Here is a 24,238-nt window from a genome sequence, read left to right on the forward strand (position 1 = left end):
GCCCGCCGCGCGGCCGACCCCGTGACCCAGCCCGCCGTGGCCGGCGCCGCGCTGACCGGCGCCGGCGGCCACGCCGCCGCCCCGTCCACGGGCGTCCAGGAGGCCGCGGCCGCCGCCGTCGCGGACCCGCAGGCTCCGACCACTGCACCCACGGACACGGCCCCGACCCACCGCCCGCACGAGCAGAAGGGGGACGCCCGATGAGCGCGACCGCCGCCCGGCCCCACGCCGACGTCGTCCGCCCCGAGGCCGCCGAGCCCGCCCGGGTCGTGGTCCGGCACTGGACCACCCCGATCGCCCTGACGATCCTGACCCTGCTGGCCCTGGCCGTCTTCGCCCTCGGCGCCCCCGAGGCGGCGGCGACCTTCCGACTCTCGAACGCGTCCGACGCCGTCGTGCTCCCGGACCTGACCGCCGACCCCGTGCTGGGGGGCTGGCTGCTCGTCGGGCTCATGGCGGTGCTGACCGCGGTGGCCTGGCTGGCGACCCTGCGCTCGGGGCGCACCCCCGGCTGGGCCGCGGCCCTGTTCGCCGTCGCCTTCGTGGCCGCGTTCCTCATCTGGGTGATCGGCTCGGCGGACAACACCACCGTGTTCCTCACCGGCCTGATCGCCGGCTCGTTCGCGCTGGCCGTCCCGCTGATCTTCGGCTCGATGGCCGGCATCCTGGCCGAGCGCTCGGGCGTGGTGAACATCGCGATCGAGGGTCAGCTGCTGGCGGGCGCGTTCACGGCCGCCGTCGTCGGCACCGCCACCGGCTCGCCCTGGGCGGGCCTGGCCGCCGCGATCGTGGCCGGCGTCCTCGTGTCCTGGCTGCTCGCCGTGTTCTCGATCAAGTACCTGGTCAACCAGGTGATCGTCGGCGTCGTGCTCAACGTGCTCGTGGCCGGCCTGACGAGCTTCCTGTACTCCACCGTCCTCACCGGCGGGGACACCGAGCTCAACGCGCCGCCGCACTTCCCGAACCTGCGGATCCCGGGCCTGGCGGACATCCCCGTGCTCGGGCCCATCCTGTTCAACCAGACGATCCTGGGCTACGCGATGTACCTGCTCGTCATCGCGCTGTGGTTCGCCCTGTTCCGCACCCGCTGGGGCCTGCGCGTGCGCGCCGTGGGCGAGCACCCCAAGGCCGCGGACACCGTGGGCATCGACGTGAACCGCACGCGGTACGCCGCCGTCCTGCTGGGCGGCGCGGTGGCCGGCATGGGCGGGGCGTTCTTCACGCTCGTCTCCGCGTCGTCCTTCACCAAGGAGATGACGGCGGGCCAGGGCTTCATCGCGCTCGCGGCCGTGATCTTCGGCCGCTGGAACCCGATCGGCGCGTTCTTCGCGGCGCTGCTGTTCGGCTTCGCCACCAACATGCAGTACGTCCTGGCGATCCTCGGCACCCCGGTGCCGAGCCAGTTCATGGCGATGCTCCCGTACCTCGTCACGGTGTTCGCCGTGGCCGGCCTCGTGGGCCGCTCGCGCGGCCCGGCCGCCTCGGGCGTGCCGTACGTGAAGGAGTAGCCGTGGCGGACGGGCAGCACACGACGACGGCGCCGCGCGTGGACTGGGACCGGCTGCGGGCCGCGGCCCTGGCCGCCACGGAGCACGCCTACGTGCCCTACTCGGGGTTCCGGGTGGGCGCCGCCGCGCTCACCGACGACGGCCGCCTCGTCTCGGGCTGCAACATCGAGAACGCGTCCTACGGGCTGACCCTGTGCGCCGAGTGCGCGCTGCTGGCCGACCTGCGCATGGGCGGGGGCGGCCGACTGGCCGCGTTCGTGTGCGTGGACGGCGAGGGCGTGCTCACCATGCCCTGCGGGCGGTGCCGCCAGCTGCTGTACGAGTTCCGCGCCCCCGGGCTCGTGCTGCTCACCCCGGCGGGGGAGCGGGGGATCGACGCGGTGCTGCCGGACGCCTTCGGCCCGGCCGACCTGGAGCGGGCGGACCGTCCCTGACCTGCGGCGCGCTCCCGGGCCCGCTCGCTAGAGTCGGAGGCTGACCGTCGCAGCCGTCCTCCGAGGAGAACCCCATGACCGCGCAGCCGCAGGCCGAGCCCTTCGACGCCGTCGAGGTGATCCGCACCAAGCGGGACCGGGGGACGCTGTCCCCCGAGCAGATCGACTGGGTGGTGGACGCGTACACCCGCGGCGTGGTGGCGGACGAGCAGATGTCCGCCCTGGCCATGGCGATCCTGCTCAACGGCATGGACCGCGCCGAGATCGCCCGCTGGACGGACGCGATGATCGCCTCGGGCGAGCGCATGGACTTCGGCGGGCTCACCACCCCGGACGGCCGCCCCCTGGCCACCGCGGACAAGCACTCCACCGGCGGCGTGGGGGACAAGATCACCCTGCCGCTGGCCCCTCTCGTGGCCTCCTTCGGGGTGGCGGTGCCGCAGCTGTCCGGCCGCGGCCTCGGGCACACCGGCGGCACCCTGGACAAGCTCGAGGCGATCCCCGGGTGGCGGGCCGACCTCAGCAACGAGGCGATGCTGCGCCAGCTCTCCGAGGTGGGCGCCGTGATCTGCGCCGCCGGCTCGGGCCTGGCCCCGGCGGACAAGCGCCTGTACGCCCTGCGCGACGTCACCGGCACGGTGGAGGCCATCCCGCTGATCGCCTCCTCGATCATGTCCAAGAAGATCGCCGAGGGCACCGGCGCCCTCGTGCTGGACGTCAAGTGCGGCTCGGGCGCCTTCATGAAGGACGAGGCGTCCGCCCGCGAGCTGGCCCGGACCATGGTGGACCTCGGCCGGGACGCCGGGGTGGACACCTCGGCGCTGCTCACGGACATGTCCGTGCCCCTGGGCCGGACGGCCGGCAACGCCCTCGAGGTCCGCGAGTCGGTGGAGGTGCTCGCCGGCGGCGGCCCGGCCGACGTCGTGGAGCTCACCGTGGCGCTCGCCGCCGCGATGCTCGCCGGCGCCGGGGTCACGGACGTGGACCCGGCCGAGCACCTGGCCAACGGCCGGGCGATGGACGTGTGGAACCGGATGATCGAGGCCCAGGGTGGCGACCCGCGCGCGGACCTCCCGACGGCGGCCCACACCGAGGACGTCGTCGCGGAGACGGACGGCGTCCTCACCGAACTGGACGCGATGGCCGTGGGCCTGGCCGCGTGGCGCCTCGGCGCCGGGCGGGAGCGGCAGGGCCAGGCCGTCCAGGCCGCGGCCGGCGTCGAGGTGCACGTGCGCCCCGGCGAGCGCGTGGGCCGGGGCCAGAAGGTCCTGACCCTGCACACGGACACGCCGGAGCGCTTCGAGCGGGCGAAGGCCGCGCTCGCCGGCGGCTGGGCCGTCGGCGAGCTCGACGACGCCGCCGCCCGGACCCTGCGCGAGCGCTCCGTGATCCTGGACCGGATCGGCTGACCGGATGCTCGCGTGGCTCGAGGGGGCGATCCTCCACGCCTCCGCGCAGTGGTGGGTCCTGCCGCTGACGCTGCTGCTGTGCCTGCTCGACGGCATCGTGCCGATCTTCCCGTCGGAGTCGGTGCTGGTGGCCCTCGGTGCGATCGTCCGCGACGGGCATCCGTTCTCCCTGTGGGCGCTGTGGGGGGTCGGCTTCGCGGGCGCGTTCCTGGGGGACGTGGCCGCGTACGCGATCGGCCGTGCCGTGGGCGTGGAGCGGTTCCGGTGGATGCGGCTGCGGCGGGTGCGGGCCACGGTCGAGGTCGCCCGGCACCACCTGCACAGTCACGGCGCGCTGCTGCTGTTCACCGCCCGGTTCATCCCCGGCGGCCGCGTGGCCCTGAACTTCACCGCCGGCGCCACCCGCTATCCGCCGGTGCGGTTCGTGGCGCTGGACCTGCTCTCCACGGCCAGCTGGGCCGCGTACTCGATCATGATCGCGCGCCTGACCGCGGGCTGGCTGGAGAACCCGGTGCTGCAGATCGCCGTCTCCGTGACGGGTGCCGCGCTCGTGGGCCTGCTGCTGGACCGTCTGCTCAAGGCCCTGCTGCGCCGCCGGCTGGGCGCCGGGGTGAAGGGCCTCACCCTGGCCGAGCAGGAGGCCCTGCGCTGAGCGCCCTGCCGTAGAGTGACGCCCGTGACGACGACGCAGCTTCCGGACACCGCATCCCCCTCCCCGCTCGAGGTCGACCTGGCCGTCCTGCCCAAGGTCTCCCTCCATGACCACCTCGACGGCGGCCTGCGCGTGGGCACCGTCCTCGACCTGGCCCGCGAGGCCGGTGTCGAGGTCCCCGCGGACACCGTCGAGGGCCTGGCCGAGTGGATCGCCGAGCACGCCAACGGCGAGTCCCTCGAGAAGTACCTGCAGGTCTTCGCCCTGACCACCGCCGTGATGCAGACCCGCGAGCAGCTGCGCCGCGTGGCCCGCGAATTCGTCGAGGACCTGGTCGCCGACGGCGTCGTCTACGGCGAGATCCGCTGGGCCCCCGAGCAGCACCTGGCCGGCGGGCTGAGCCTGGACGAGGCGGTCGAGGCCGTGCAGGCCGGCCTGGACGAGGCGGTCGAGGCCGCCGACGCCGCGGGCCACGTGATCCGCGTGGGCCAGCTGGTCACCGCGATGCGGCACGCCGACCGGGCCCAGGAGATCGCCGAGCTGGCCGTGCGCCACCGCGAGGCCGGCGTCGTGGGCTTCGACATCGCGGGCGCCGAGGCCGGGTTCCCGCCCTCCCGCTTCGCCGACACCTTCACGTGGCTGGCCGCCCACCACCTGCCCGTCACCGTGCACGCGGGCGAGGGCGACGGGCTCGACTCCGTCCGCTCGGCCCTCGTGGACGGCCGCGCGCTGCGCCTGGGCCACGGCGTGCGCCTGGCCGAGGACATCTCGGTGGAGTACGGCGGCGTGGACGAGGACGGCGAGCAGCTGGACGAGCTGACCGGCCTCGTGGACCTGGGCGAGACCGCCGCGTGGGTGCGGGACCGGCAGATCGCCCTGGAGGTCTGCCCGTCCTCGAACCTGCAGACCGGCGCGGTGGACGCCGCGGCGGGCATCGCGGGCCATCCCATCGACCTGCTCGTGCAGCTCGGCTTCCGCGTCACCGTGAACACGGACAACCGGCTCGTCTCGGACGTGTCCCTGACCGACGAGCTCTACCTGCTCGCCGAGACCTTCGGCTACTCGCTCTCCGAGCTGCTGGACCTGCAGCTCAACGCCGCCGAGGCCGCCTTCCTGCCCGTGGACGAGCGCGAGGACCTCGCCGAGATCCTCGTGGCCGGCTGGGGCGAGGTCATCTCCGGCGACGCCGTCGGCCCGGTCCTCGAAGAGCTGGACGACGAGGACGAGGACGACTGATCCGCCCGTGAGCGCGAGTGTGGACCGTCTGGTGGCGGTGGTCGAGGCACTGCGCGACCACTGTCCGTGGACGGCCGCGCTCACGCACGCCGACCTCGCCGAGTACCTCGTGGAGGAGGCGTACGAGGCGGTGGCGGAGATCGAGTCCCGCGACGCCGCCGCGTGGGCCGACGTGCCCGCGCGTCGGGCCGACGGCGCGTACCCCGCCCTGGCCGCCGAGCTCGGGGACGTCCTGTTCCAGGTGGTCCTGCACGCCGCCGTCTCCCGGGCGCCGGGCGCCCCGGCGGAGACGGCCGGGTTCCGCCTGGACGACGCCGCCGACGCCCTCACCGCCAAGATGATCCGGCGCAACCCGCTCGTGCTCACCCCCGAGGGCGGCCTGCGCCCGGCCGAGGAGCTCGCCGCCGTCACGCCCGAGGCCGTCGAGCTGGCCTGGGAGCGGGTCAAGGCGCGGGAGCGGGCCGCCGCGGGGCTCTCGTCCGCCGCCCCGGCCCACGGCGACGGCGGCACCGGCCCGGGCCTCGACGTCGGCGGCATCCCGGCCCGGCTGCCGGCGCTGGCCGCCGCCGCGAAGGTGGTCGACCGCGCGGCCCGGCAGGAGCCGGACCCGCTCGCCGCGCACGTCCCGGCGCCGGCCGCCGAGGCGGGGGAGCGCCCGGCGGCGGTGTGGCCCGACGAGGCCGCGCTCGGGGCGGAGCTGTTCGCGCTGGTGCGCCGGGCCCGGGCGGCGGGGCTCGACCCCGAACGGGCCCTGCGCACCACGGTGGCGCGGGTGCGTGCGGGGGACTGGTCGGCCCTGCGCCCGTCCGGCTGACGCGGCGCCGCTCCGGCCCGGCCGCAGCCCCGACCGCGCCCCAGCGACATCGCAGCAGGGGGGAACGGCGGTCTTGTCGCCGGCGCGCGGCCGCCTGGAACCGGAGGTCCCCGCTAGGCTGAGGCCGTGTCCACGCCGCGGGCACGACTTCCGACTTCGATTGAAGGAGACCCGTCCATGGCCCTGATCGACGCCATCCACGCTCGCGAGATCCTCGACTCGCGCGGCAACCCCACCGTCGAGGTGGAGGTGCTGCTCACCGACGGCTCCCTGGGCCGGGCGGCCGTGCCCTCGGGCGCGTCCACCGGCGAGTTCGAGGCGGTCGAGCGCCGTGACGGGGACAAGAAGCGCTACGGCGGGAAGGGCGTGCTGGACGCCGTCGCCGCGGTCGAGGGCATCGCGGAGGAGCTCGAGGGCGAGTTCGCCGCGGACCAGCGCGCCGTGGACCGCGCGATGCGGGACCTGGACGGCACCCCCAACAAGGGCACGCTGGGCGCGAACGCGATCCTGGGCGTGTCGATGGCCGTCGCCGTGGCCGCCGCGCAGGCCTCCGACCTCATGCTCTACAAGTACCTGGGCGGCCCGAACGCCCACGTGCTGCCCGTGCCGATGATGAACATCCTCAACGGTGGCGCCCACGCGGACTCCAACGTGGACATCCAGGAGTTCATGATCGCCCCGATCGGCGCCCCGTCCTTCCGCGAGGCCCTGCGCTGGGGCACCGAGGTCTACCACGCCCTGAAGACCGTGCTGCAGGAGAAGGGCCTGTCCACCGGCCTGGGCGACGAGGGCGGGTTCGCCCCGTCCCTGGAGTCCAACCGGGCCGCCCTGGACCTCATCGCCGAGGCCGTGACGAAGGCCGGCTACCGCCTGGGCGAGGACATCGCGCTGGCGCTGGACGTCGCCTCCTCCGAGTTCTTCGACAAGGGCTCCTACACCTTCGAGGGCCAGCAGCGCTCCGCCGAGGAGATGGCCGCCTACTACACCGAGCTGGTGGACAACTACCCGATCGTCTCCATCGAGGACCCGCTCGACGAGGACGACTGGGACGGCTGGCAGCACCTGACCGCGCAGCTGGGCGATCGCGTCCAGCTGGTGGGCGACGACCTGTTCGTCACCAACGTGGAGCGGCTGCAGCGCGGCATCGACGAGAAGGCCGGCAACGCCCTGCTCGTGAAGGTCAACCAGATCGGCTCCCTGACCGAGACCTTCGACGCGATCGCCCTGGCCCAGCGCCACATGTTCCACTGCATGATCTCGCACCGCTCGGGCGAGACCGAGGACACGTTCATCGCGGACCTCGCGGTGGCCACCAACGCCGGCCAGATCAAGACCGGCGCCCCGGCCCGCTCGGACCGCGTGGCCAAGTACAACCAGCTGCTGCGCATCGAGGAGGACCTGGCCGACGCCGCCGTCTACGCGGGCCGCTCCGCCTTCCCGCGCTTCCGCGGCTGACCGTCCCCGACGACGACGCGCGGGCCCGCCCGGATCCCTCCGGGCGGGCCCGCGTCCGTCCCGGGGGCGGCCAGGAGCCTGCCAGGGGCGGGCAGTAGGCTGGGAGGGTCCCCGCCACGCGTCCGAAGGAGTCCGCGATGAGTCCGCGCCGCCCCCGCGTGCCCCGTGTCGACCCGACGACGGGCGCCCCGCGCCGGACCGCCGTCGCGGCCCCGGCGGCCCCGACGACGGCCTCCCCGAAGGCGGACACGCCCACGCCGACCCCCGCGGCCCCCACGCCGGCGCCCGCGGCGACGGACGCAGAGGTCATCGACCTGCAGAGCGTCCAGGAGCGCCGCCAGGCCGGTCACCCCGGACACCTGGACGGGCACCCGGACGCGGACCGGGCCGACACGGCCCCCGCCGGGGACACCGCCGCCCCCGCATCCCCGTCGGCACCCCCGCGCCGCACGGCTCCGGCCCGCCCGGCCGGGCGTCGGCCCCGGCCCGCCCCCCGCCGCGCCGCATCCGCCGCCGCCACGGCCGCCCGCCGTCGGGCCCCGCTGCCGGAGCCGGTGCCGGCCCGGCAGATCACGGGCCGCTCGCTCATCGTCGTCGCCGTGCTGCTGGTGGCCGCCGTCCTGGTGGCGCCCACGCTGCGCGCGTTCCTGAACCAGCAGCTGGAGATCTCGGCCGCGCGCGAGGAGATCGCCACCATGCAGGCCCAGCGCGAGGACTACGAACGGCGGATCCAGCTGTGGGACGATCCCGCCTACGTGACCCAGCAGGCGCGTGAGCGTCTCGAGCTGGTCATGCCGGGGGAGACCCTGTACTCCGTGACGGGGCGGCCCTCCGAGACCGACACCGAGGCCGAGGACACGCCCGCCGCCGGCGCGGACGAGGTCGTCAACACCCGCCTGCCGTGGGCCGAGGGCCTGTGGGACTCGGCCGTCCGCGCCGGGCTCGAGTGAACCCCGCGTCCCGCCCCCGCCCGCACCACCCCCGCACCCCCGAGGACACCATGACCGTCAGCCCCCGCCCCGCCCAGGACCGCACCGTCACCGGGCAGGACCTGGACACCCTGTCCCGCCAGCTCGGCCGCCCGGTCCGGGACGTCGTGGAGATCGGTGCCCGCTGCGTGTGCGGCAACCCCCTCGTGGCCACCACCGCGCCGCGGCTCTCCAACGGCATCCCGTTCCCCACGACCTTCTACCTGACGCACCCCGTGCTGACGGCGGCGGTCTCGCGCGTGGAGGCGGACGGGGAGATGGCGCGCATGAACGACCGCCTCGCCCAGGACCCCGCGCTCGCGGCCGCGCACCGCGCGGCGCACGAGGCCTACATCGCCGAGCGGGACCGGGTCGGGGCCGAGGCCGGCACGGGGCCCGTCCCGGAGATCGCCGGGGTCTCGGCCGGCGGCATGCCCGAGCGCGTGAAGTGCCTGCACGCCCTCGTGGGCCACGCGCTCGCGGCCGGGCCGGGGGTGAACCCGCTCGGTGACGAGGCGATCGCCCTGGTGGCCCCGTGGTGGACGCCCGAGGTCTGCGCGTGCGAGGGCGCGTGGGACGAGGCCGCGGCGGTGCCCACGAAGGACCTGTCCCGGCACGTGAGGCACCTCGAACGCGTCGCCGCGCTCAAGGAGGTCACGGTGGCCGGCGTGGACTGCGGCACGAACTCCATCCGCCTGCTGATCTCCCGGCCGGCCGGGACGGATGAGACCACCGGCGCCGTGGCCGACCCGACGGCGCCGCTGGCCGACGTCGTGCGCGAGATGCGCGTGGTGCGCCTGGGCGAGGGCGTGGACGCCACCGGCGCGTTCTCCGACGCCGCGCTGGAGCGCACCTTCGCGGCGGTGGACGAGTACGCCCGCCTGGTCCAGCGCCACCACGCCGGCCGGGTCCGGTTCGTGGCCACCTCCGCCAGCCGGGACGTCTCCAACCGGGCCGCGTTCGTCGACGGCGTCCGGGAGCGGCTCGGCGTCGAGCCGGAGGTCGTCTCGGGCGCCGAGGAGGCCGCCCTGTCCTTCGCGGGCGCCGTCTCCGCCGTCGAGACCGCGGACCTGGGCCCGGAGGACCTCGTGCTCGTCGTGGACCTCGGCGGCGGCTCCACCGAGCTGGTCGTCGGCACGCCTGCGGGCGAGGTCGTGGGCGCGGTCAGCCTGGACATGGGCTGCGTGCGGTTCACCGAGCGTCATCTGCGCTCCGACCCCCCGACGTCGGACGAGGTCGCCGCGGCCCGCGCGGACGCCCGCCGCCTCCTCGACGACGCCGCCGCCCGCCTGCCGCTGGAACGCGTGGCGCGCGTGGTCGGCGTGGCCGGCTCGGTGACCACCGTGACCGCCGAGGCCCTCGGGCTCAGCACGTACGAGCCCGAGGCCATCCACGGTGCGCGCCTGCCGATCGCCGAGTTCCGCGCGGCGGCGGAGGGCCTCGTGGCGGCGACCCGGGCCGAACGCGCCGAGCGGGGGTTCATGCACCCGGGACGGGTGGACGTGATCGGCGCGGGCGCGCTGCTGTGGAGCACCGTCCTGGAGCGGGTGGCCGAGGTCGCGGGCGTCACCGAGGCCTGGGCGAGCGAGCACGACATCCTGGACGGGATCGTGCTCTCGCTGCGGTCCTGACCACGACGGCGGAGAGTGGAGGGGCCGGGCCCGTGCGTGCGTAGACTGGCGGTATGTCTCTCACTCCTGAACTGTCTCCCAAGCCGCGCCTGCTGATCGTCGGCGGCGGCTACGCCGGGTTCCATGTCGCCCGCGAGCTGCAGAAGAAGGTCGCCGAGCGCGGCGGCGTCGTGACCGTCGTCGACCCCCGCCCGTACATGACGTACTACCCGTTCCTGCCCGAGGTCGTGGGCGGCCACATCGAGGGCCGCCACGTGAACGTGGACCTGCAGACGCACCTCAAGGACGCCGAGGTCGTCCGCGGCGCCGTCGTGTCCGTGGACCACGCCGGCCGCACCGCCGTGGTGCGCGGCGAGGGCGGCGACGAGTTCGAGATCCCGTACCAGGACATCGTGATGACCGCGGGCGCCGTGACCCGCGTGTTCCCCATCCCGGGTCTGGGCGAGCAGGGCATCGGTCTGCGCTCGGTCGAGGAGGCCGTCCAGCTGCGCAACCAGATCCTGGAGCGCCTGGACGCCGGTTCCCTGATGACGGACGCCGAGGAGCGCAAGCGTGCCCTGACCTTCGTGGTGGTGGGCGGCGGCTTCGCCGGGATCGAGGCCATCGCGGAGATGGAGAACCTCATCCGCAACGCCGTGGAGCGCAACGAGCGCCTCTCCCAGTCGGAGATCCGGATCGTCCTCGTCGAGGCCATGGGCCGCATCATGCCCGAGGTCTCCGAGGAGCAGGCCCAGGGCGTGGTGGAGCACCTGAAGGACCGCGGCATCGAGGTCCTGCTCAACACCTCGCTGGGCGACGCCACGGACGGCGTCATGAAGCTCGTGGCCATGCCCTCCAAGGAGGAGGCGGAGACCTTCGCGGCGGACACCCTCGTGTGGTGCGCCGGCGTGGTGGCCAACTCCGTGGTCAAGAGCACCGACTTCCCGGTGGACGACCGCGGCCGCGTGGAGGCCACCCCCACCCTGCAGATCAAGGACGGCGAGGCCGGCGCGCTCGAGGGTGCGTGGGCCTGCGGCGACGTCTCCGCCGTGCCGGACCTGACCGGGGCCGGCCCGGGCGGCTTCTGCGTCCCGAACGCCCAGCACGCCATCCGTCAGGCCAAGCGTCTGGCCGCCAACTACATGGCCGTGCGCCACGGCGAGGGCGAGGTGCAGGAGTACGTGCACAAGTCCCTGGGCACCGTGGCGGGGCTGGGCTTCGGCCGCGGCGTGGGCAACCCGCTGGGCACCAAGATCGCCGGCATCCCGGCGTTCCTGGCCCACCGCGGCTACCACGGCTACGCGATGCCCACCCTGGAGCGGAAGTTCCGCATCCTGTCCGGCTGGGTCGCCGAGACCCTGTTCGGCCGTGACTCCACCTCGGTGGCGGGCCTGGACACCCCGTTCAACCCGTTCCGCCGCGCCGCGGGCGTCGAGCTCGAGCCCGGCCGCTTCGAGCGGCAGCGGGCCCTCGAGTCCTCGAAGGGCTGATCCCGCAGCCAGCGGGCCGCCGGCCCCGTCCGAGCGCATCGGGCGGGGCCGGCGTCGTCCGCACCCGGGCCCGCGTCCACGGGCCCGCCACGCCCCCGTGGCCCAACTGGCAGAGGCGGCCGACTTAAAATCGGCGTGTTGCGGGTTCGAGTCCCGCCGGGGGCACCACGCGTCTCCCCGCGCGCCTCGCTTCTGCGCCCACCGTGAACAGCCGGTGAACCGGCGCGGATCCACGCTCCGACCCCGCGCGCGGATGCACGCGTCCCGATAGGATGGTGCGGGAACCCCGGGGCACGAACGCGGCTCACTGCGGCGGCGTGCGACCGGGCCGACTCGACCCGAAGGAGTGAGCCGTGGCGAATCCGGTCATGAACTCTCAGAACTTCCAGCAGCAGATGCAGGGCGGCGGACAGGCGCAGCCCGGTTGGTACCAGGGCGGGCAGCAGTCCGCGCAGTCCCCGTACGGCCAGCAGCAGAGCCCGTACGGCCAGGCCCAGGCGTTCGGCGCCGGCCAGGCGGCCCAGCAGTACGCGCACCAGCAGTCCATGGAGGACGCCTTCCGCGCGCCCTCCGCCGGCCCGGAGCAGACCGGCCGGATGACCTTCAACGACGTCGTCGGCAAGACCGGCCTGATGCTCGTGCTCGTCGTGGTGGCGGGCGCCGTGGGCTGGTTCTCGCCGGGCCTGATGATCATCGGCGCGATCGCCGGCCTCGTGCTGGGCCTGGTCAACGCGTTCAAGCGCGAGCCCTCGCCCGTGCTGATCATGGCCTACGCCGTGGCGCAGGGCCTGTTCCTGGGCGGCATCTCGGCGTTCTTCGAGGGCGCCTACCCGGGCATCGTGGTGCAGGCCGTGCTCGGCACCTTCTCCGTGTTCGCGGTGATGCTGGCGCTCTACACCTCGGGCAAGTTCCGCCCGACCCCGCGCATGACGAAGATCGTCATGGGCGCCATGATCGGCTACCTCGTCTTCATGCTCGTCAACCTGGTCCTCACCTGGACCGGCATCGGCAACATGCGTGAGGGCGGCCTGGGCCTGATCATCGGCGCGATCGCCGTGCTGCTCGCCGCGTACTCGCTGACCATGGACTTCGAGATGGCCGCCGTGGGCGTGAAGAACGGCGCCCCGCAGAAGTACTCCTGGTCCGTGGCCTTCGGCCTGACCGTGACCCTGATCTGGCTGTACATCGAGATCCTGCGCATCGTCGCCATCCTGCGCGGCAACGACTGACCGGCGCCCCGTCCCCGCACGGAGACCCGCACCGCCGCCCCGGTCCTGCACAGGGCCGGGGCGGTCTGCGTCCGCGAGGGCGTAGATTGAGGGGGTCCCTCGCCGCCACTCAGGAGGTCCCGTGACCGAGACCAGCGACCTGCCCGCCTTCGGGGCTCCGGACGCCACCGGCACCCAGCACCGCCTGCACCGCGGGTCCGCGGAGGCCGTCGTCGTCGGCCTGGCCGGTGCCCTGCGCAGGTACCGCGTGGCCGGCGTGGACCTCACCGAGCCGTACGGCCCGGACGTGGTCCCGCCCGCCGCCAACGGCATCCAGATGAGCCCGTGGCCGAACCGTGTCGCCGGCGCCCGCTGGATCCTGGACGGCGTCGAGCAGCGCCTGGACGTCACCGAACCCGCGCGCGGCCACGCCAGCCACGGCCTGCTGCGCAACACCCACTTCGTCACCGAGACGTTCTCCGCCCACGCGGTGACCCTGCGCGGTGAGATCCACCCCCAGCACGGCTGGCCGTTCCGGCTCACCCACCGCGTCACCTACGAGCTCGAGGCGGACGGCGGCCTCACCGTCACCGCCGAGGTGCAGAACCACACGGACGCCACCGTGCCCGTGGCGGTCGGCGCCCACCCGTTCCTGCGGATCGGGGACGTCCCGACGGCGGAGCTGAGCCTGCGCGTGCCCGCGGACGCCTGGATCCGCACGGGGGAGGACCTCATCCCCGTGGAGACCCTGCCGGTGGACGGCACGGACCTGGACTTCCGCCGCGGCCGGGCCGTGGGCGAGGCCGCCCTGGATGTGTGCCTCACCGGCCTGACCCCGGACGCCGACGGCCGGCACCGCCAGACCCTGCTCGCCGCGGACGGCCGCGCCGTGACCCTGTGGTCCGACCACGCGTTCGCCTACACCCACGTCTTCGTCACGGACCGGCTGCCCGGCCGTGACACGGCGCTCGCGGTGGAGCCGCTCACCGCTCCCGCGGACGCCCTGAATTCGGAGGAGGGCCTGCACCGGCTCGCCCCGCACGCCCGCTGGAGCGCCCAGTGGGGCCTGACCCCCCATGTCCCCGACCACCCACACGAGGAGGATCGCGCGTGAGCTCGACCCTGGCGGCCCAGACCAAGATCGACAAGGACGTGCCCTACGGGCTGACGGTGGCCGCGGCCTGGTCCTGGCGGCTGGTGGCCGTCGTCATCGGCATCGGCGTCGTGGTGTACCTGCTGGGCTTCGTGAGCCTCGTGGTGATCCCGATCCTCGTGGCCGCGCTGCTGGCCACCCTGCTGGCCCCGGTGTTCCAGGCGATGCGGCGCATCGGGGTGCCGGGCGTCGCGGCCGCCCTGCTGTGCGTGCTGCTGCTGGTCGTCGTCGTGGTGGGCCTCATGGGGCTCGCCGGTCAGCAGATCGTGCAGGGCTTCGCCGAACTGGGCGACCAGCTGGGCCAGGCCGTCGACGACGCGATCGCCTGGCTGGCCGGCGTGGGCGTGGAGATCCCCCGTTCCGGTGCCGGGCTGGAGGGCCTGTGGCAGACGCTGCGGGACAACTCCGCCACGGTCATGAACAGCGCCGTCTCGTTCGGCTCCACGGCCGTCAACATCGGTGCGGGCCTGTTCATCGCCCTGTTCTCCCTGATCTTCTTCCTCTACGACGGCGACCGCATCTGGCGCTTCCTGCTGATCTTCGTGCCGAAGGCGCACCGGGCCACCGTGGGCCGCGCGGGCCGCTCGGGCTGGCAGTCGCTCGGCTCCTACGTGCGGGTCCAGATCTTCGTGGCGTTCATCGACGCCGTCGGCATCGGCATCGGCGCCCTGATCCTCGGGGTGCCGCTGGCCATCCCGCTGGCCGTGCTCGTGTTCCTGGCCTCGTTCATCCCGATGATCGGCGCCACCCTGACCGGCGCGATGGCGGTGCTCGTGGCGCTGATGTCCAACGGCCTGGTCAACGCGCTGCTCATGCTGGGCGTGGTGCTGCTCGTGCAGCAGATCGAGTCGAACGTCCTGCAGCCGCTCGTGATGGGCAAGGCCGTCGCGCTGCATCCGCTGGCCGTGTTCCTGGCCGTCGCCGCCGGCTCCACCGTCCTCGGTCTGGCGGGCGCCGTGTTCGCCGTCCCGGTGCTGGCCTTCGTGAACAGCTTCGTCCGCGCCCTCACCGCCGACACCCCCGAGGAGCTCACGGAGCGGACGGACCACGCCCTCGAACCGGGCGGCGCGGAGGACGAGGCGGCCGGCTCCCACCGGTACCGCCCCTCGGCGCACGACGACGCCGCTCTCGCCTCCGAGGCCGACGCGGGCACCCGGCACGGGGACGACGCCTGATGGGCGCGACGCAGGCCACGGACACCCCGGACCGGGCCGTCCCGACGCCGTCGCCCCGGTGGGTGCGGCCTGCCAGCGGCCCGCCGGCCCCGGCGGCGCTGCCCGTCACGCTCGAGGAGATCGAGCGGGCGCGCGAGACGCTGCGCGGGATCGCCGAGCTCTCCCCGCTGCAGCACTCCCGGGCGCTCTCCCGGGCCGTGGGCACGGACGTGCACCTGAAGTGCGAGAACCTGCAGCGGGCCGGCTCGTTCAAGGTCCGCGGCGCCTACGTGCGGATGGCGCAGCTGAGCGAGGAGGAGCGCGGCCGCGGCGTCGTGGCCGCCTCGGCCGGCAACCACGCCCAGGGCGTCGCCCTCGCGGCCGCCAAGCTCGGCATCCGCGCCCGCATCTTCATGCCGCACGGCGTGGCCCTGCCCAAGCTGCAGGCCACCCGGGACCACGGCGCCGAGGTCGTCCTGCACGGCTCCACCGTGGACGAGTCCCTCGCCGAGGCGCAGCGGTGGGCCACGGAGACCGATGCCGTATTCATCCCGCCGTTCGACGACCCGGCCGTCATCGCGGGCCAGGGCACCGTCGGCCTCGAGATCCTCGACGTGCTGCCGGACGTGGACACCGTGATCATGGGCATCGGCGGCGGGGGGCTCATCGCCGGCACGGCCGTGGCCCTCAAGGAGGCCGCCCGGCGTCGTGGGCGCACGGTGCGCGTCATCGGCGTGCAGGCGGCCACCGCCGCCGCGTTCCCCGGCTCCCTCGAGGAGGGCCGCGTCCAGGTGCTGGAGAGCGTGTCCACCATCGCGGACGGCATCGCCGTCGGCAAGCCCGGGGCCCTGCCGCTGCGGATCGCCGCCGAGCTGGTGGACGCCGTCGTGACCGTCACGGACGACGAGATCGCCGCGGCCCTCGTCCACCTCCTCGAGCGCTCCAAGCTCGTGGTGGAGCCGGCGGGCGCCGTCGGGGTGGCCGCCCTGCTGGCGGGCCGCACGGCGGACCTGGGCTTCGAGCTCGGCACCACCGCCGTGATCCTCTCCGGCGGGAACATCGATCCGATGCTCATGCTGAAGTCCATCCAGGCCGGACTGTCGGCGGCGGGGCGCTACATGACCGTGCGCATCCCGCTGCGGGACCGCCCGGGCGAGCTGGCCACGATCTCACGGATCATCGCGGACACGGACGCCAACGTGGTGCGCGTGGACCACACCCGCGTCGGCCCGGAGCTGTCCATGGGCGGCGTGCACATCACGATCGACATGGAGACCCGCGGCGCCGACCACTCCGCCCAGGTCCTGGAGGCGCTGCGCGCGGCCGGCTACAGCCCGGCCCCGCTGCCCTGACCGGGCCGGCTCAGGCCGCGGAGCCGGCGGCGGCCGCGGTGACGGTGCCGCAGGTCCCGCCCACCGCGCGGCGCACGGCCTGGACCAGGAGGTCCTCGCGCGTCAGCGCCTCGATGCGGCGGACCATCTCGCGGCGGTCGTAGCGCTCGTGGGCGCCCGGCAGCAGGCGTCGGGCCAGGTTGAGGTGCTGCAGCACGCCGAGCAGGAGCACGTCCTCGTCGGAGGGCTCGGCCTCGTCCAGGACCACGGCGGTCAGGTGCGCGAGCAGCTCGGCGCGTTCGGTGCCCCGGGGGACGTGCCGGGTGGCCAGGAAGGCCTTGCGCTCGGTGAGGCGGCCGGTCTCGGTCAGATGGGCGACGACGGCCTTGCGCAGATCCGGCTTGCCGGCCGCCACGGTGGACACGAGCGGTCGGCCGGCCAGGGCGTCGACCTGTGCGAGGGAGGAGTCCAGGACGGGGTCGCCGGTGGTGCCGGCCGCGGTCACGAGCACGCGGGCCCGGTCCACGGGGACGTCCTCGAGGGTCACGATCCCGGCGGAGCGGTGGTCGGCCAGCGCGGCGGCCGCAAGGGCCACGCGGTGGTGGGAGGGGCTCTCGGAGAGCCCGTCCTCGCGGGTGAGCAGCAGGTGCGCCTTCTCGACGGTCAGCATGGGGCCAGAGTAGCAACGGGGGCGCGGTGGGACCCGGGACGGACGACGGCCGCGGCCCCTGGAGGGGACCGCGGCCGTCCTCGGAGCCGGGGTCGGTCAGCCGGAGTAGGGCTGGACGTCCTTGACCTCGACCTTGATGTCCTTGCCGTTCGGGGCGGTGTAGGAGACCTTGTCGCCCTTCTTGGCACCGTTGATGGCCTCGCCGAGCGGGGAGCGCTCGGAGTAGACCTCGAGCGACTCGTCGTCCGCGGCGATCTCGCGGTTGCCGAAGAGGAACGTCATCTCGTCGCCGGCGACGACGGCGGTCACCACGGTGCCCGGGTGCACGGCGCCGTCGTTCTCGGCGGCCTCGCCGACGCGGGCGGTCTCGAGCAGGTGCTTCAGCTCCGCGATGCGGCCCTCGTTCTTGGACTGCTCCTCGCGGGCGGCGTGGTAGCCGCCGTTCTCCTTGAGGTCGCCCTCATCGCGCGCGGCCTCGATGCGCTCGATGATCTCCTGGCGGCCGGGGCCGGAGATGTACTCGAGCTCCTTGGAGAGGCGGTCGTACGCCTCCTGGGTCAGCCACGGGGCGTCGGACTGGCTGGTGGTCATGCTCTGTTCCGCCTTTCTGTCTCGGGTGATGCGGAGTCCGGGGCGCGGCGCACCGCATCCGGTGCGCGATCCGCGTCCGGCGGACGCGCCCGCATGCGAAAGACCCCGCCGATCAGGAGGACGCGCGTGACCCGAGGGCTCCGTGCGACGCCTGCCTGACTCACCGGCGGGGCGGGAATGCTCCGACGAGTCTATCCGGGCGGCGTGCGTCACACCAAAGGCGGCCGCTACGCCGAGGGCGGAGCGGCCGGGAGGGCTCAGACCTTGCGGCAGGTCTCGACAACGCCGGAGTCGCCCCGCACCACGGTGCGCACGTCCACGGTGTAGCGCTGCTGCGCGTCCGAGGGGGAGTCCCGTCGGTCGGCCGGCAGGGTCTCCAGGCGGACGGTGCGGAAGCCGACGGGGGCGGCGTGGGAGTCGGTGACGAGCACATCGCACTCGGCCTGCACGCCCTCCGGGACCGAGGCCTGGAAGGTGACGGTCGCGTGGCCGTCGTCCTCGATGGTGAAGCCGACGTCCTTGTACTCGATGGCGCCCACGGACATGTTCAGGCCGATCCACACGGACAGCAGCACGGCCACGACCAGCCCGAGACCGCCGAGGCCCGCCCACAGCCGACGACGGCCCGGACGCGTGTGGTCCGTGCCGTACCGGTTGGCTAATGTGGGGTCCTGCGCGCGGACCGCGGGGGCGTGGTGAGACATCCCCTCCACCCTAGCCGCTGCCCGCCGCCGGAGGCCGATGACGACGTCGGCCTGGACCCCTCACGCCGCCGCCCCCGCGGCGGCCCTGCCATCCGGACAGGAGTGTGCGATCCCCGTGACCGATCAGACCCCCCAGGCCCAGCCCGCCGCAGGCACCGCCCTGCCGCCCTCCACCGGGCTGCGTCTCATGGCGGTGCACGCCCACCCGGACGACGAGTCCTCGAAGGGGGCCGGCACGATGGCCGCCTACGCGGCGGCCGGGGCCGAGGTCATGGTCGTCACGTGCACGGGCGGCGAGGCCGGCACCCTGCTCAACCCGTCGTTCGGGGACACCACCCGGGCCGACCGGGACATCGCGGCCGTGCGCCGCGAGGAGATGGCGGAGGCCGCGCGCATCCTCGGCATCCGGCACGCCTGGCTCGGCTTCCTCGACTCGGGCCTGCCCGAGGGGGATCCGCTGCCCGCCCTCCCGGCGAACTGCTTCGCCGAGGTCCCGCTCCAGGATGCGGCGGCCCCGCTGATCTCGCTCGTGCGCCGGTTCCGCCCGCACGTGCTCATCTCCTACGACGAGGTCGGCGGCTACCCGCACCCGGACCACCTGCAGGCCCACGCCGTGACGATGGAGGCGTACCGGGCTGCAGGCCTCGCCGACGAGTACCCCGAGGCCGGGCCCGCCTGGGAGGTCTCGAAGGTCTACTACGACTGCGGGTTCAACCCGCGGAAGTTCCGCACGATGGCCGCGGTGGCCGAGGCCGACGGCGAGGACGTGCCGTTCGCCCGACGCCTGATGATGTTCGATGCGATGGACGCGATGCGCGAGGTGCTGCGCCGCCGTGAAGCCGGGGAGGACGTGCCCGACCCGGAGGTCATCCCGCCGTGGGTCACCGCGGACCACGACGTCACCACGCAGGTGGACGTCACCGGCTTCCTCGACGAGCGCGACGCCGCCCTGCGGGCGCACCGCACGCAGATCGACCCCGACGGCATGTTCTTCGACGCCCCCCACGACCTGCAGCGGCGCGCCTGGCCGTGGGAGGACTTCGCGCTGATCGACTCGCGCGTGCCCTCCGAGCTGCCGGAGCACGACCTCTTCGCCGGCCTGCGCTGAGCCGCCCCGGCTCGGGCCGTGCAGCCGGGGCCGGTAGAGTGGGGCGGCGTGACACCCCTGTCTGGCCTTCCCCTCGTCCTCACCGCGCTCGCGGCCGCGAGCCCCGCGCCGGTGCCCGCCGTCCCGGAGCCGACGCTGCGCCCCGGGCTCGAGGAGGCGGAGGTCACCCCCGGCATCGAGGGGTTCCTGTTCACCGCGCTCATGGTGGTCATGGCGATCATCGTCCTCCGCGTCATGGTCCGCTCGGTGCGCCGCGTCCAGCAGCGGTCCCCGGAGGCCGAGGCCATGCTCGTGGAGCGCCATCAGCAGCACCTGCCGGACGAGGTCCGCGCGGGCGGCGAGCACCTGGACGCGGACTCCGAGGACCGGCTGCGCCGCCTGCAGGAGAAGTACCCCGGCTACCTCCAGGAGCCGGCCCCGGAGCCCCAGGCCCCGGACACCGGACGCGACTGACCGTCGTCGGGCCCGTGCACGCCCGAGATTCGGCGCCGGAGACTCCACGCCCGAACCCTTGAGGCCCGCAGACGCGCCGCTACGGCATGGACGTAGCGGCGCGTCTGCGGGCCTCGGCGCTGCCCGGCGGGGCGCAGACCCCCGTCCCTGCCGCGCTCAGGCGACGAGGAGCACCGCCCGGTAGATGGCGACGGCGTGGCACACGAAGCCGGCCACCGTGAAGGCGTGGAACAGCTCGTGGAAGCCGAACCACTCGCGGTGGATCGTGGGGGCCTGCAGCGCGTAGCAGACCGCGCCCGTGATGTACGCGATGCCGCCGGCCACGATCAGCCACCCCGCCGCCGCATCCGCGGCGAAGAAGTCGCCCAGGTACAGCAGCGCCGCCAGCCCGAGCACCACGTACACCGGCGTGTAGAGCCAGCGCGGCGCGTCCGTCCACAGCACCCGGAACGCGACGCCGGCCACGGCCCCCACCCACACCAGGGTGAGCAGCACACGCGCCCGGTCCGGAGGCAGCAGGGCCAGGGAGAGCGGCGTGTAGGTGCCGGCGATGACCAGCATGATGTTCGTGTGGTCCAGCCGCTTGAGGACACGGGAGACCACCTCGTTCCACTGCACCAGGTGGTACGTCGCCGAGACCGCGAACAGCAGCAGGCCCGTCACGGCGTAGACCGCGCTGGCCCACCGCAGCGTCGCGGTCGGCGCGAGCACGATGAGCACGATGCCGGCCGCGAGCGTCAGGGGCGCCATGGCCGCGTGGATCCAGCCGCGCAGTCGGGGCTTGTACAGCGGATGGTCGGGGTCGCGGATGCGCTCGATGCGCCAGCGCAGGCGACGGGCGGCGTCGGTCTCGCGGAGGGGTGTCACAGGGTCCATGCCTCCATTGTCGTCGGTCGACCCGGGGCCGGGGCACGGGATGGTCGCTGTGTGCCGCGCGCGTATCCTGGAGGCTCGCAGGACCGTCCGAGAGGGGAGCGCGCCGTGGGTCGACCCGAGGCCTTCTACCGCCTGTACGAGCGGCGGCTGACGCGCGGCCTGGACCCGGAGCGGCTGCCCCGGCACATCGGCGTGCTGGTGGACGGCAACCGTCGCTGGGCCCGCGCGTTCGGAGCGTCCACGCAGCAGGGCCACCAGGCCGGCGCCGAGCGCATCCTCGACTTCATCGGCTGGTGCGACGAGGCCGGGATCCCCGTGGTCACGCTCTACATGCTCTCCACCGAGAACCTGCGGCGCCCGGCGGAGGAGCTCGCCCCGCTCCTGGAGATCATCCAGACGACGGCGGAGCGCCTCGCCCAGCCGGCCGAGGGCCGCGCCCCCGTCTGCGTGCAGCCGGTCGGCGCGGTGGACCTGCTCCCCGAGCCCATGGCGCGACGGCTCGCCGAGGTGGCCGAACAGACCAAGGACCACGACGGCGTGCACGTGAACGTGGCCGTGGGCTACGGGGGCCGCCAGGAGATCCTCGACGCCGTGCGCGAGCTGCTGCGGGACGAGCACGCCCTGGGCCACAGCGCGGCGGAGGTGGCCGAGTCCGTCACCGTCGAGCAGATCGCGGACCGGCTCTACACGCGCGGCCAGCCGGACCCGGACCTGGTCATCCGCACGTCCGGGGAGCAGCGGCTCTCCGGGTTCCTGCTCTGGCAGTCCGCGTACTCGGAGTTCTACTTCTGCGAGGCCATGTGGCCCGCGTTCCGCAAGGTCGACTTCCTGCGTGCCCTGCGCGACTACGGCAGCCGTCAGCGCCGGTTCGGCACCTGACGGTCGGCGCGGCCCCACCACAGGCCCAGCAGCACCCCGACGACGGCCCCGGCCAGGTGGCCGGTCCACGAGATGCCGGGTGCCGGCAGCAGGCCGATCAGGCTCGAGCCCAGGTGCGTGAGCGCGACGAGCACGGAGACGACGACCGCCCCGATCCGTCGCACCGCGATCCCGTAGACGATCAGGAACGCGATCAGCGCGTACACGATCCCGGAGGCGCCGATGTGCACGCCCGGGGTGCCGATCACCCAGGTCAGCAGGCCCGAGCCCAGCCAGGCGCAGACGAGCAGGGCCACCGGTCGGCGCGAGACCAGGGCGGCCAGCGGACCGAGGACGAGCAGCGCCGTCGTGTTGCCGATCAGGTGGGCCCAGCCGGCGTGCAGCACGGGGGAGAACAGGACCCCGTCGAGACCGTCGAGGCGTCGGGGGATCAGGCCCACGCCGGGGATGATCACCCGGCCGAGGAAGATCAGCACGACCTGCGCGACCCACATGGCCGCGATCAGCACGGCGGTGGGCGCGACGGCGCCCAGCAGGCGGCCGCCGGCGCGCTCGGCCAGGGTCGGGGCGGGGGCCGGGCCGCCCGGCCGATCGGGCAGGCCGGGGGACGGGCGGTGCATGCTCATGGGCCCTCCTGGGGACGGGGAGCGGGCGGCCGTCGGGACGTCGGCGGCGCGTCTCCAGTGTAGGGAGCGCGGGACGTCGGGGCCGTGGCGGGGCTCGGACGGACCGTCACCGCGACTTCATCCCGGGTTCACCGTGCCGGGACCCGGCGGACGACGCCGCTTCCTAGCGTGGCCCGTGGGCGGACCCCCGCACGCACGGTTCACCGGCACAGGAGGCAGACATGGTGGCAGAGCTCGTGGAGCACGCGCAGACCCGGCAGGAGCCGCCGAGGCCGAACCGGCCGGGCCAGGCGCGTGCCGAGGCGGGGCCGGCGGAGGCGACCGGCCTGCGGACCTACGTGGTGGACACGTCCGTGCTGCTCTCGGACCCGCGCGCCCTGCTGCACTTCGCCGAGCACGAGGTGGTCCTGCCGCTCGTGGTGGTCTCGGAGCTCGAGGCCAAGCGCGCCGACCCCGACCTCGGCTACTACGCGCGCACGGCCCTGCGCCTGCTCGACGACCTGCGCGGCCGCCACGGCGCGCTGGACCAGCCCGTGCCGATCACCCCCGAGGGCGGCACGCTGCGGATCGAACTGAACCACGTGTCCGTGGACGTGCTGCCCCTGGGCATCCGCGGCACGGACAACGACTCCCGCATCCTCGCCGTCGCGAAGGCGCTCGCGGACGAGGGCGCCACGGTCACGGTCGTGTCCAAGGACCTGCCGATGCGCGTGAAGGCGGCGGCCATGGGCCTCGCCGCGGACGAGTACCGCCACGAGCTCGTGCGTGACTCGGGCTGGCGCGGCACCGTCTCCCTCAGCGTGGCGCAGGAGCGGCTGGACGCCCTCTACGACGACGGCGAGGTCGACCTGGCCGGCGTCCCGCTGGGGACCCTGACCGGCACGGGCGTCGAGACCGGGCCGGAGGAGGCCCCGGCCGAGGCGGACCGCCTGCCGATCAACACGGGGCTGGTGCTCACCGCGCCCCGGGGCTCCGCTCTGGCCCGGGTCGGCGAGGGCGGCCGAGCCTGCCTGGTGCGCGGGGACCGCGACGTGTTCGGCCTGCACGGCCGCTCCGCCGAGCAGCGGCTGGCCATCGAGCTGCTGACGGATCCGAGCGTGGGCATCGTCTCCCTCGGCGGCCGCGCGGGCACCGGCAAGTCCGCGCTGGCGCTGTGCGCGGGCCTCGACGCCGTGATGGAGCGCCGCGAGCACCGCAGGGTGGTCGTGTTCCGCCCGCTGTACGCCGTCGGCGGCCAGGACCTGGGCTACCTGCCCGGCTCCGAGGGCGACAAGATGGGCCCGTGGGCGCAGGCCGTGTTCGACACCCTGGGCGCGCTCGTCTCCCCGTCCGTGGTGGACGAGGTGGTGGACCGCGGGATGCTGGAGATCCTGCCGCTGACGCACATCCGCGGCCGCTCGCTGCACGATGCGTGGGTGATCGTGGACGAGGCGCAGTCGCTCGAGCGGAACGTGCTGCTCACGGTGCTGAGCCGGATGGGCCGCAACTCGAAGGTGGTGCTGACCCACGACGTCGCCCAGCGGGACAACCTGCGCGTGGGCCGGCACGACGGCATCGCGGCCGTGGTGGAGCGCCTCAAGGGCCACCCGCTGTTCGGGCACGTGACGCTGACCCGTTCCGAGCGCTCGCCGATCGCCGCGCTGGTCACGGACCTGCTGGAGGAGGGCCGGGCCTGAGCCGGCGGCGGGGCCGGGCATGAAAAAGGGGCCGCTGCCGAAGCAGCGGCCCCCGGCGGGGGTGCTCGGCCCCGCGGAGGGGGGATGGGGGACCGAGGAAGCCCGCCACCATGGCCCCTTTGAAACGGGATTGAGGCCATGGGGTCTGTGTGAGCCCCGTACGTCCATCAGACGGCCGGAAGCTCGTGACTTCAGAGTAGACCCGTGCGGGGGGGTCGTCGCAATGGGCGGTT

General features: G+C 74.3%; 23 protein-coding genes, 1 tRNA gene and 1 pseudogene. 20 read left to right on the forward strand and 5 right to left on the reverse strand.

All coding sequences use genetic code 11. From position 1 onward, the window contains the following. The 16 genes and pseudogenes from MF605_RS02470 to ilvA form a co-directional block, all read left to right on the forward strand. A pseudogene (locus MF605_RS02470) lies at window positions 1-204 on the forward strand (ABC transporter permease); the annotation flags it as partial. Next, complete coding sequence (locus MF605_RS02475; RefSeq protein WP_095347466.1) at window positions 201-1,508, forward strand: ABC transporter permease; 1,308 nt, start codon at window positions 201-203, stop codon at window positions 1,506-1,508. The pseudogene MF605_RS02470 and the gene MF605_RS02475, both read left to right, overlap by 4 nt. Window positions 1,509-1,510: 2 nt before the next feature. Continuing rightward, window positions 1,511-1,942, forward strand: coding sequence for a cytidine deaminase (locus MF605_RS02480; RefSeq protein ID WP_010079337.1), 432 nt, complete (start codon window positions 1,511-1,513; stop codon window positions 1,940-1,942). 74 nt (window positions 1,943-2,016) lie between these two features. After that, window positions 2,017-3,351, forward strand: coding sequence for a thymidine phosphorylase (locus tag MF605_RS02485; protein ID WP_134416300.1), 1,335 nt, complete (start codon window positions 2,017-2,019; stop codon window positions 3,349-3,351). Between the two features lie 4 nt (window positions 3,352-3,355). After that, entirely contained in the window at window positions 3,356-4,003 is a 648-nt protein-coding gene (locus MF605_RS02490) for a DedA family protein (RefSeq protein WP_060974050.1), read from the forward strand. 24 nt (window positions 4,004-4,027) lie between these two features. Next, window positions 4,028-5,239 carry an adenosine deaminase gene (locus MF605_RS02495; protein ID WP_010079334.1) on the forward strand — a complete coding sequence of 404 codons (1,212 nt, stop codon included), beginning with the start codon at window positions 4,028-4,030 and terminating at the stop codon, window positions 5,237-5,239. Between the two features lie 7 nt (window positions 5,240-5,246). Beyond that, the gene (locus MF605_RS02500) at window positions 5,247-6,053 is read left to right on the forward strand and encodes a MazG nucleotide pyrophosphohydrolase domain-containing protein (RefSeq protein ID WP_134416302.1); all 807 of its coding nucleotides are present in this window, start codon (window positions 5,247-5,249) and stop codon (window positions 6,051-6,053) included. Window positions 6,054-6,230: 177 nt separating this feature from the next. Further along, a complete protein-coding gene (gene eno / locus MF605_RS02505; protein ID WP_063189010.1) occupies window positions 6,231-7,508 on the forward strand; it encodes a phosphopyruvate hydratase in 1,278 nt (425 codons plus the stop codon). A gap of 137 nt (window positions 7,509-7,645) precedes the next feature. Continuing rightward, on the forward strand, window positions 7,646-8,458 hold the full coding sequence (locus tag MF605_RS02510) for an FtsB family cell division protein (RefSeq protein WP_134416304.1): 813 nt from the start codon (window positions 7,646-7,648) through the stop codon (window positions 8,456-8,458). 50 nt (window positions 8,459-8,508) lie between these two features. Further along, window positions 8,509-10,107 (forward strand): DUF501 domain-containing protein, encoded by a 1,599-nt coding sequence (locus MF605_RS11945; protein WP_036384971.1) that lies wholly within the window; start codon window positions 8,509-8,511, stop codon window positions 10,105-10,107. Window positions 10,108-10,160: 53 nt separating this feature from the next. Then, a complete protein-coding gene (locus MF605_RS02525) occupies window positions 10,161-11,576 on the forward strand; it encodes an NAD(P)/FAD-dependent oxidoreductase (protein ID WP_036316342.1) in 1,416 nt (471 codons plus the stop codon). Window positions 11,577-11,667: 91 nt separating this feature from the next. Further along, window positions 11,668-11,744 (forward strand) — tRNA-Leu (locus MF605_RS02530). Window positions 11,745-11,929: 185 nt separating this feature from the next. Next, a complete protein-coding gene (locus MF605_RS02535; protein ID WP_036384970.1) occupies window positions 11,930-12,805 on the forward strand; it encodes a Bax inhibitor-1/YccA family protein in 876 nt (291 codons plus the stop codon). 121 nt (window positions 12,806-12,926) lie between these two features. Continuing rightward, window positions 12,927-13,898 carry an aldose 1-epimerase family protein gene (locus MF605_RS02540; RefSeq protein ID WP_134416306.1) on the forward strand — a complete coding sequence of 324 codons (972 nt, stop codon included), beginning with the start codon at window positions 12,927-12,929 and terminating at the stop codon, window positions 13,896-13,898. Further along, complete coding sequence (locus MF605_RS02545; RefSeq protein ID WP_134416308.1) at window positions 13,895-15,112, forward strand: AI-2E family transporter; 1,218 nt, start codon at window positions 13,895-13,897, stop codon at window positions 15,110-15,112. Before MF605_RS02540 ends, MF605_RS02545 begins: the two co-directional genes overlap by 4 nt. Next, window positions 15,112-16,443, forward strand: coding sequence for a threonine ammonia-lyase (gene ilvA, locus MF605_RS02550; protein ID WP_134416310.1), 1,332 nt, complete (start codon window positions 15,112-15,114; stop codon window positions 16,441-16,443). Before MF605_RS02545 ends, ilvA begins: the two co-directional genes overlap by 1 nt. 10 nt (window positions 16,444-16,453) lie before the next feature. On the opposite strand, the gene MF605_RS02555 is transcribed toward ilvA, so the two are convergent. The 3 genes from MF605_RS02555 to MF605_RS02565 all read right to left on the reverse strand — a co-directional run bounded on the left by MF605_RS02555 (window position 16,454) and on the right by MF605_RS02565 (window position 18,387). Continuing rightward, window positions 16,454-17,092: a GPP34 family phosphoprotein gene (locus MF605_RS02555; RefSeq protein ID WP_134416312.1), complete on the reverse strand. Its 639-nt coding sequence runs from the start codon at window positions 17,090-17,092 to the stop codon at window positions 16,454-16,456. Window positions 17,093-17,188: 96 nt separating this feature from the next. Continuing rightward, window positions 17,189-17,683 (reverse strand): transcription elongation factor GreA, encoded by a 495-nt coding sequence (gene greA, locus MF605_RS02560; protein ID WP_060973861.1) that lies wholly within the window; start codon window positions 17,681-17,683, stop codon window positions 17,189-17,191. A gap of 257 nt (window positions 17,684-17,940) precedes the next feature. Then, window positions 17,941-18,387, reverse strand: a complete 447-nt coding sequence (locus MF605_RS02565; protein WP_002856530.1) for a DUF4307 domain-containing protein — start codon at window positions 18,385-18,387, stop codon at window positions 17,941-17,943. 115 nt (window positions 18,388-18,502) lie between these two features. On the opposite strand from MF605_RS02565, the gene mca reads away from it, so the two are divergent. Together mca and MF605_RS02575 are read left to right on the forward strand one after the other, a co-directional pair. After that, on the forward strand, window positions 18,503-19,495 hold the full coding sequence (gene mca / locus MF605_RS02570; protein WP_134416314.1) for a mycothiol conjugate amidase Mca: 993 nt from the start codon (window positions 18,503-18,505) through the stop codon (window positions 19,493-19,495). Between the two features lie 48 nt (window positions 19,496-19,543). After that, window positions 19,544-19,948, forward strand: a complete 405-nt coding sequence (locus MF605_RS02575; protein WP_036384966.1) for a hypothetical protein — start codon at window positions 19,544-19,546, stop codon at window positions 19,946-19,948. A 156-nt stretch (window positions 19,949-20,104) separates the two neighbouring features. Here the strand turns inward: MF605_RS02575 and trhA are convergent, their stop codons facing one another. Then, window positions 20,105-20,824 (reverse strand): PAQR family membrane homeostasis protein TrhA, encoded by a 720-nt coding sequence (gene trhA, locus MF605_RS02580; protein ID WP_134416316.1) that lies wholly within the window; start codon window positions 20,822-20,824, stop codon window positions 20,105-20,107. Window positions 20,825-20,929: 105 nt separating this feature from the next. Here trhA and MF605_RS02585 point away from each other — a divergent pair, with 105 nt between their 5' ends. Then, window positions 20,930-21,703, forward strand: coding sequence for an isoprenyl transferase (locus tag MF605_RS02585; protein ID WP_036339992.1), 774 nt, complete (start codon window positions 20,930-20,932; stop codon window positions 21,701-21,703). Here MF605_RS02585 and MF605_RS02590 read toward each other — a convergent pair. Continuing rightward, the gene (locus tag MF605_RS02590; RefSeq protein WP_036384964.1) at window positions 21,682-22,329 is read right to left on the reverse strand and encodes a rhomboid family intramembrane serine protease; all 648 of its coding nucleotides are present in this window, start codon (window positions 22,327-22,329) and stop codon (window positions 21,682-21,684) included. The two genes, MF605_RS02585 and MF605_RS02590, sit on opposite strands and share 22 nt — an antisense overlap. A gap of 221 nt (window positions 22,330-22,550) precedes the next feature. Between MF605_RS02590 and MF605_RS02595 the strand changes: the two genes are divergently transcribed. Further along, the gene (locus MF605_RS02595; RefSeq protein WP_036384963.1) at window positions 22,551-24,005 is read left to right on the forward strand and encodes an RNA 5'-3' helicase PhoH2; all 1,455 of its coding nucleotides are present in this window, start codon (window positions 22,551-22,553) and stop codon (window positions 24,003-24,005) included. The last annotated feature ends 233 nt before the right edge of the window (window positions 24,006-24,238 follow it).

Source organism: Micrococcus luteus (assembly GCF_022664405.1).
Classification (GTDB): domain Bacteria; phylum Actinomycetota; class Actinomycetes; order Actinomycetales; family Micrococcaceae; genus Micrococcus; species Micrococcus luteus.

Bases quoted from the DNA above. Each gene is read 5' to 3' on its own strand.
- MF605_RS02475 (WP_095347466.1), top strand. From the start codon at position 201: ATGAGCGCGACCGCCGCCCGGCCCCACGCCGACGTCGTCCGCCCCGAG.
- MF605_RS02485 (WP_134416300.1), top strand. From the start codon at position 2,017: ATGACCGCGCAGCCGCAGGCCGAGCCCTTCGACGCCGTCGAGGTGATC.
- MF605_RS02490 (WP_060974050.1), top strand. From the start codon at position 3,356: ATGCTCGCGTGGCTCGAGGGGGCGATCCTCCACGCCTCCGCGCAGTGG.
- eno (WP_063189010.1), top strand. From the start codon at position 6,231: ATGGCCCTGATCGACGCCATCCACGCTCGCGAGATCCTCGACTCGCGC.
- MF605_RS02510 (WP_134416304.1), top strand. From the start codon at position 7,646: ATGAGTCCGCGCCGCCCCCGCGTGCCCCGTGTCGACCCGACGACGGGC.
- MF605_RS11945 (WP_036384971.1), top strand. From the start codon at position 8,509: ATGACCGTCAGCCCCCGCCCCGCCCAGGACCGCACCGTCACCGGGCAG.
- MF605_RS02525 (WP_036316342.1), top strand. From the start codon at position 10,161: ATGTCTCTCACTCCTGAACTGTCTCCCAAGCCGCGCCTGCTGATCGTC.
- ilvA (WP_134416310.1), top strand. From the start codon at position 15,112: ATGGGCGCGACGCAGGCCACGGACACCCCGGACCGGGCCGTCCCGACG.
- MF605_RS02555 (WP_134416312.1), bottom strand. From the start codon at position 17,092: ATGCTGACCGTCGAGAAGGCGCACCTGCTGCTCACCCGCGAGGACGGG.
- greA (WP_060973861.1), bottom strand. From the start codon at position 17,683: ATGACCACCAGCCAGTCCGACGCCCCGTGGCTGACCCAGGAGGCGTAC.
- MF605_RS02565 (WP_002856530.1), bottom strand. From the start codon at position 18,387: ATGTCTCACCACGCCCCCGCGGTCCGCGCGCAGGACCCCACATTAGCC.
- trhA (WP_134416316.1), bottom strand. From the start codon at position 20,824: ATGGACCCTGTGACACCCCTCCGCGAGACCGACGCCGCCCGTCGCCTG.
- MF605_RS02590 (WP_036384964.1), bottom strand. From the start codon at position 22,329: ATGAGCATGCACCGCCCGTCCCCCGGCCTGCCCGATCGGCCGGGCGGC.
- MF605_RS02595 (WP_036384963.1), top strand. From the start codon at position 22,551: ATGGTGGCAGAGCTCGTGGAGCACGCGCAGACCCGGCAGGAGCCGCCG.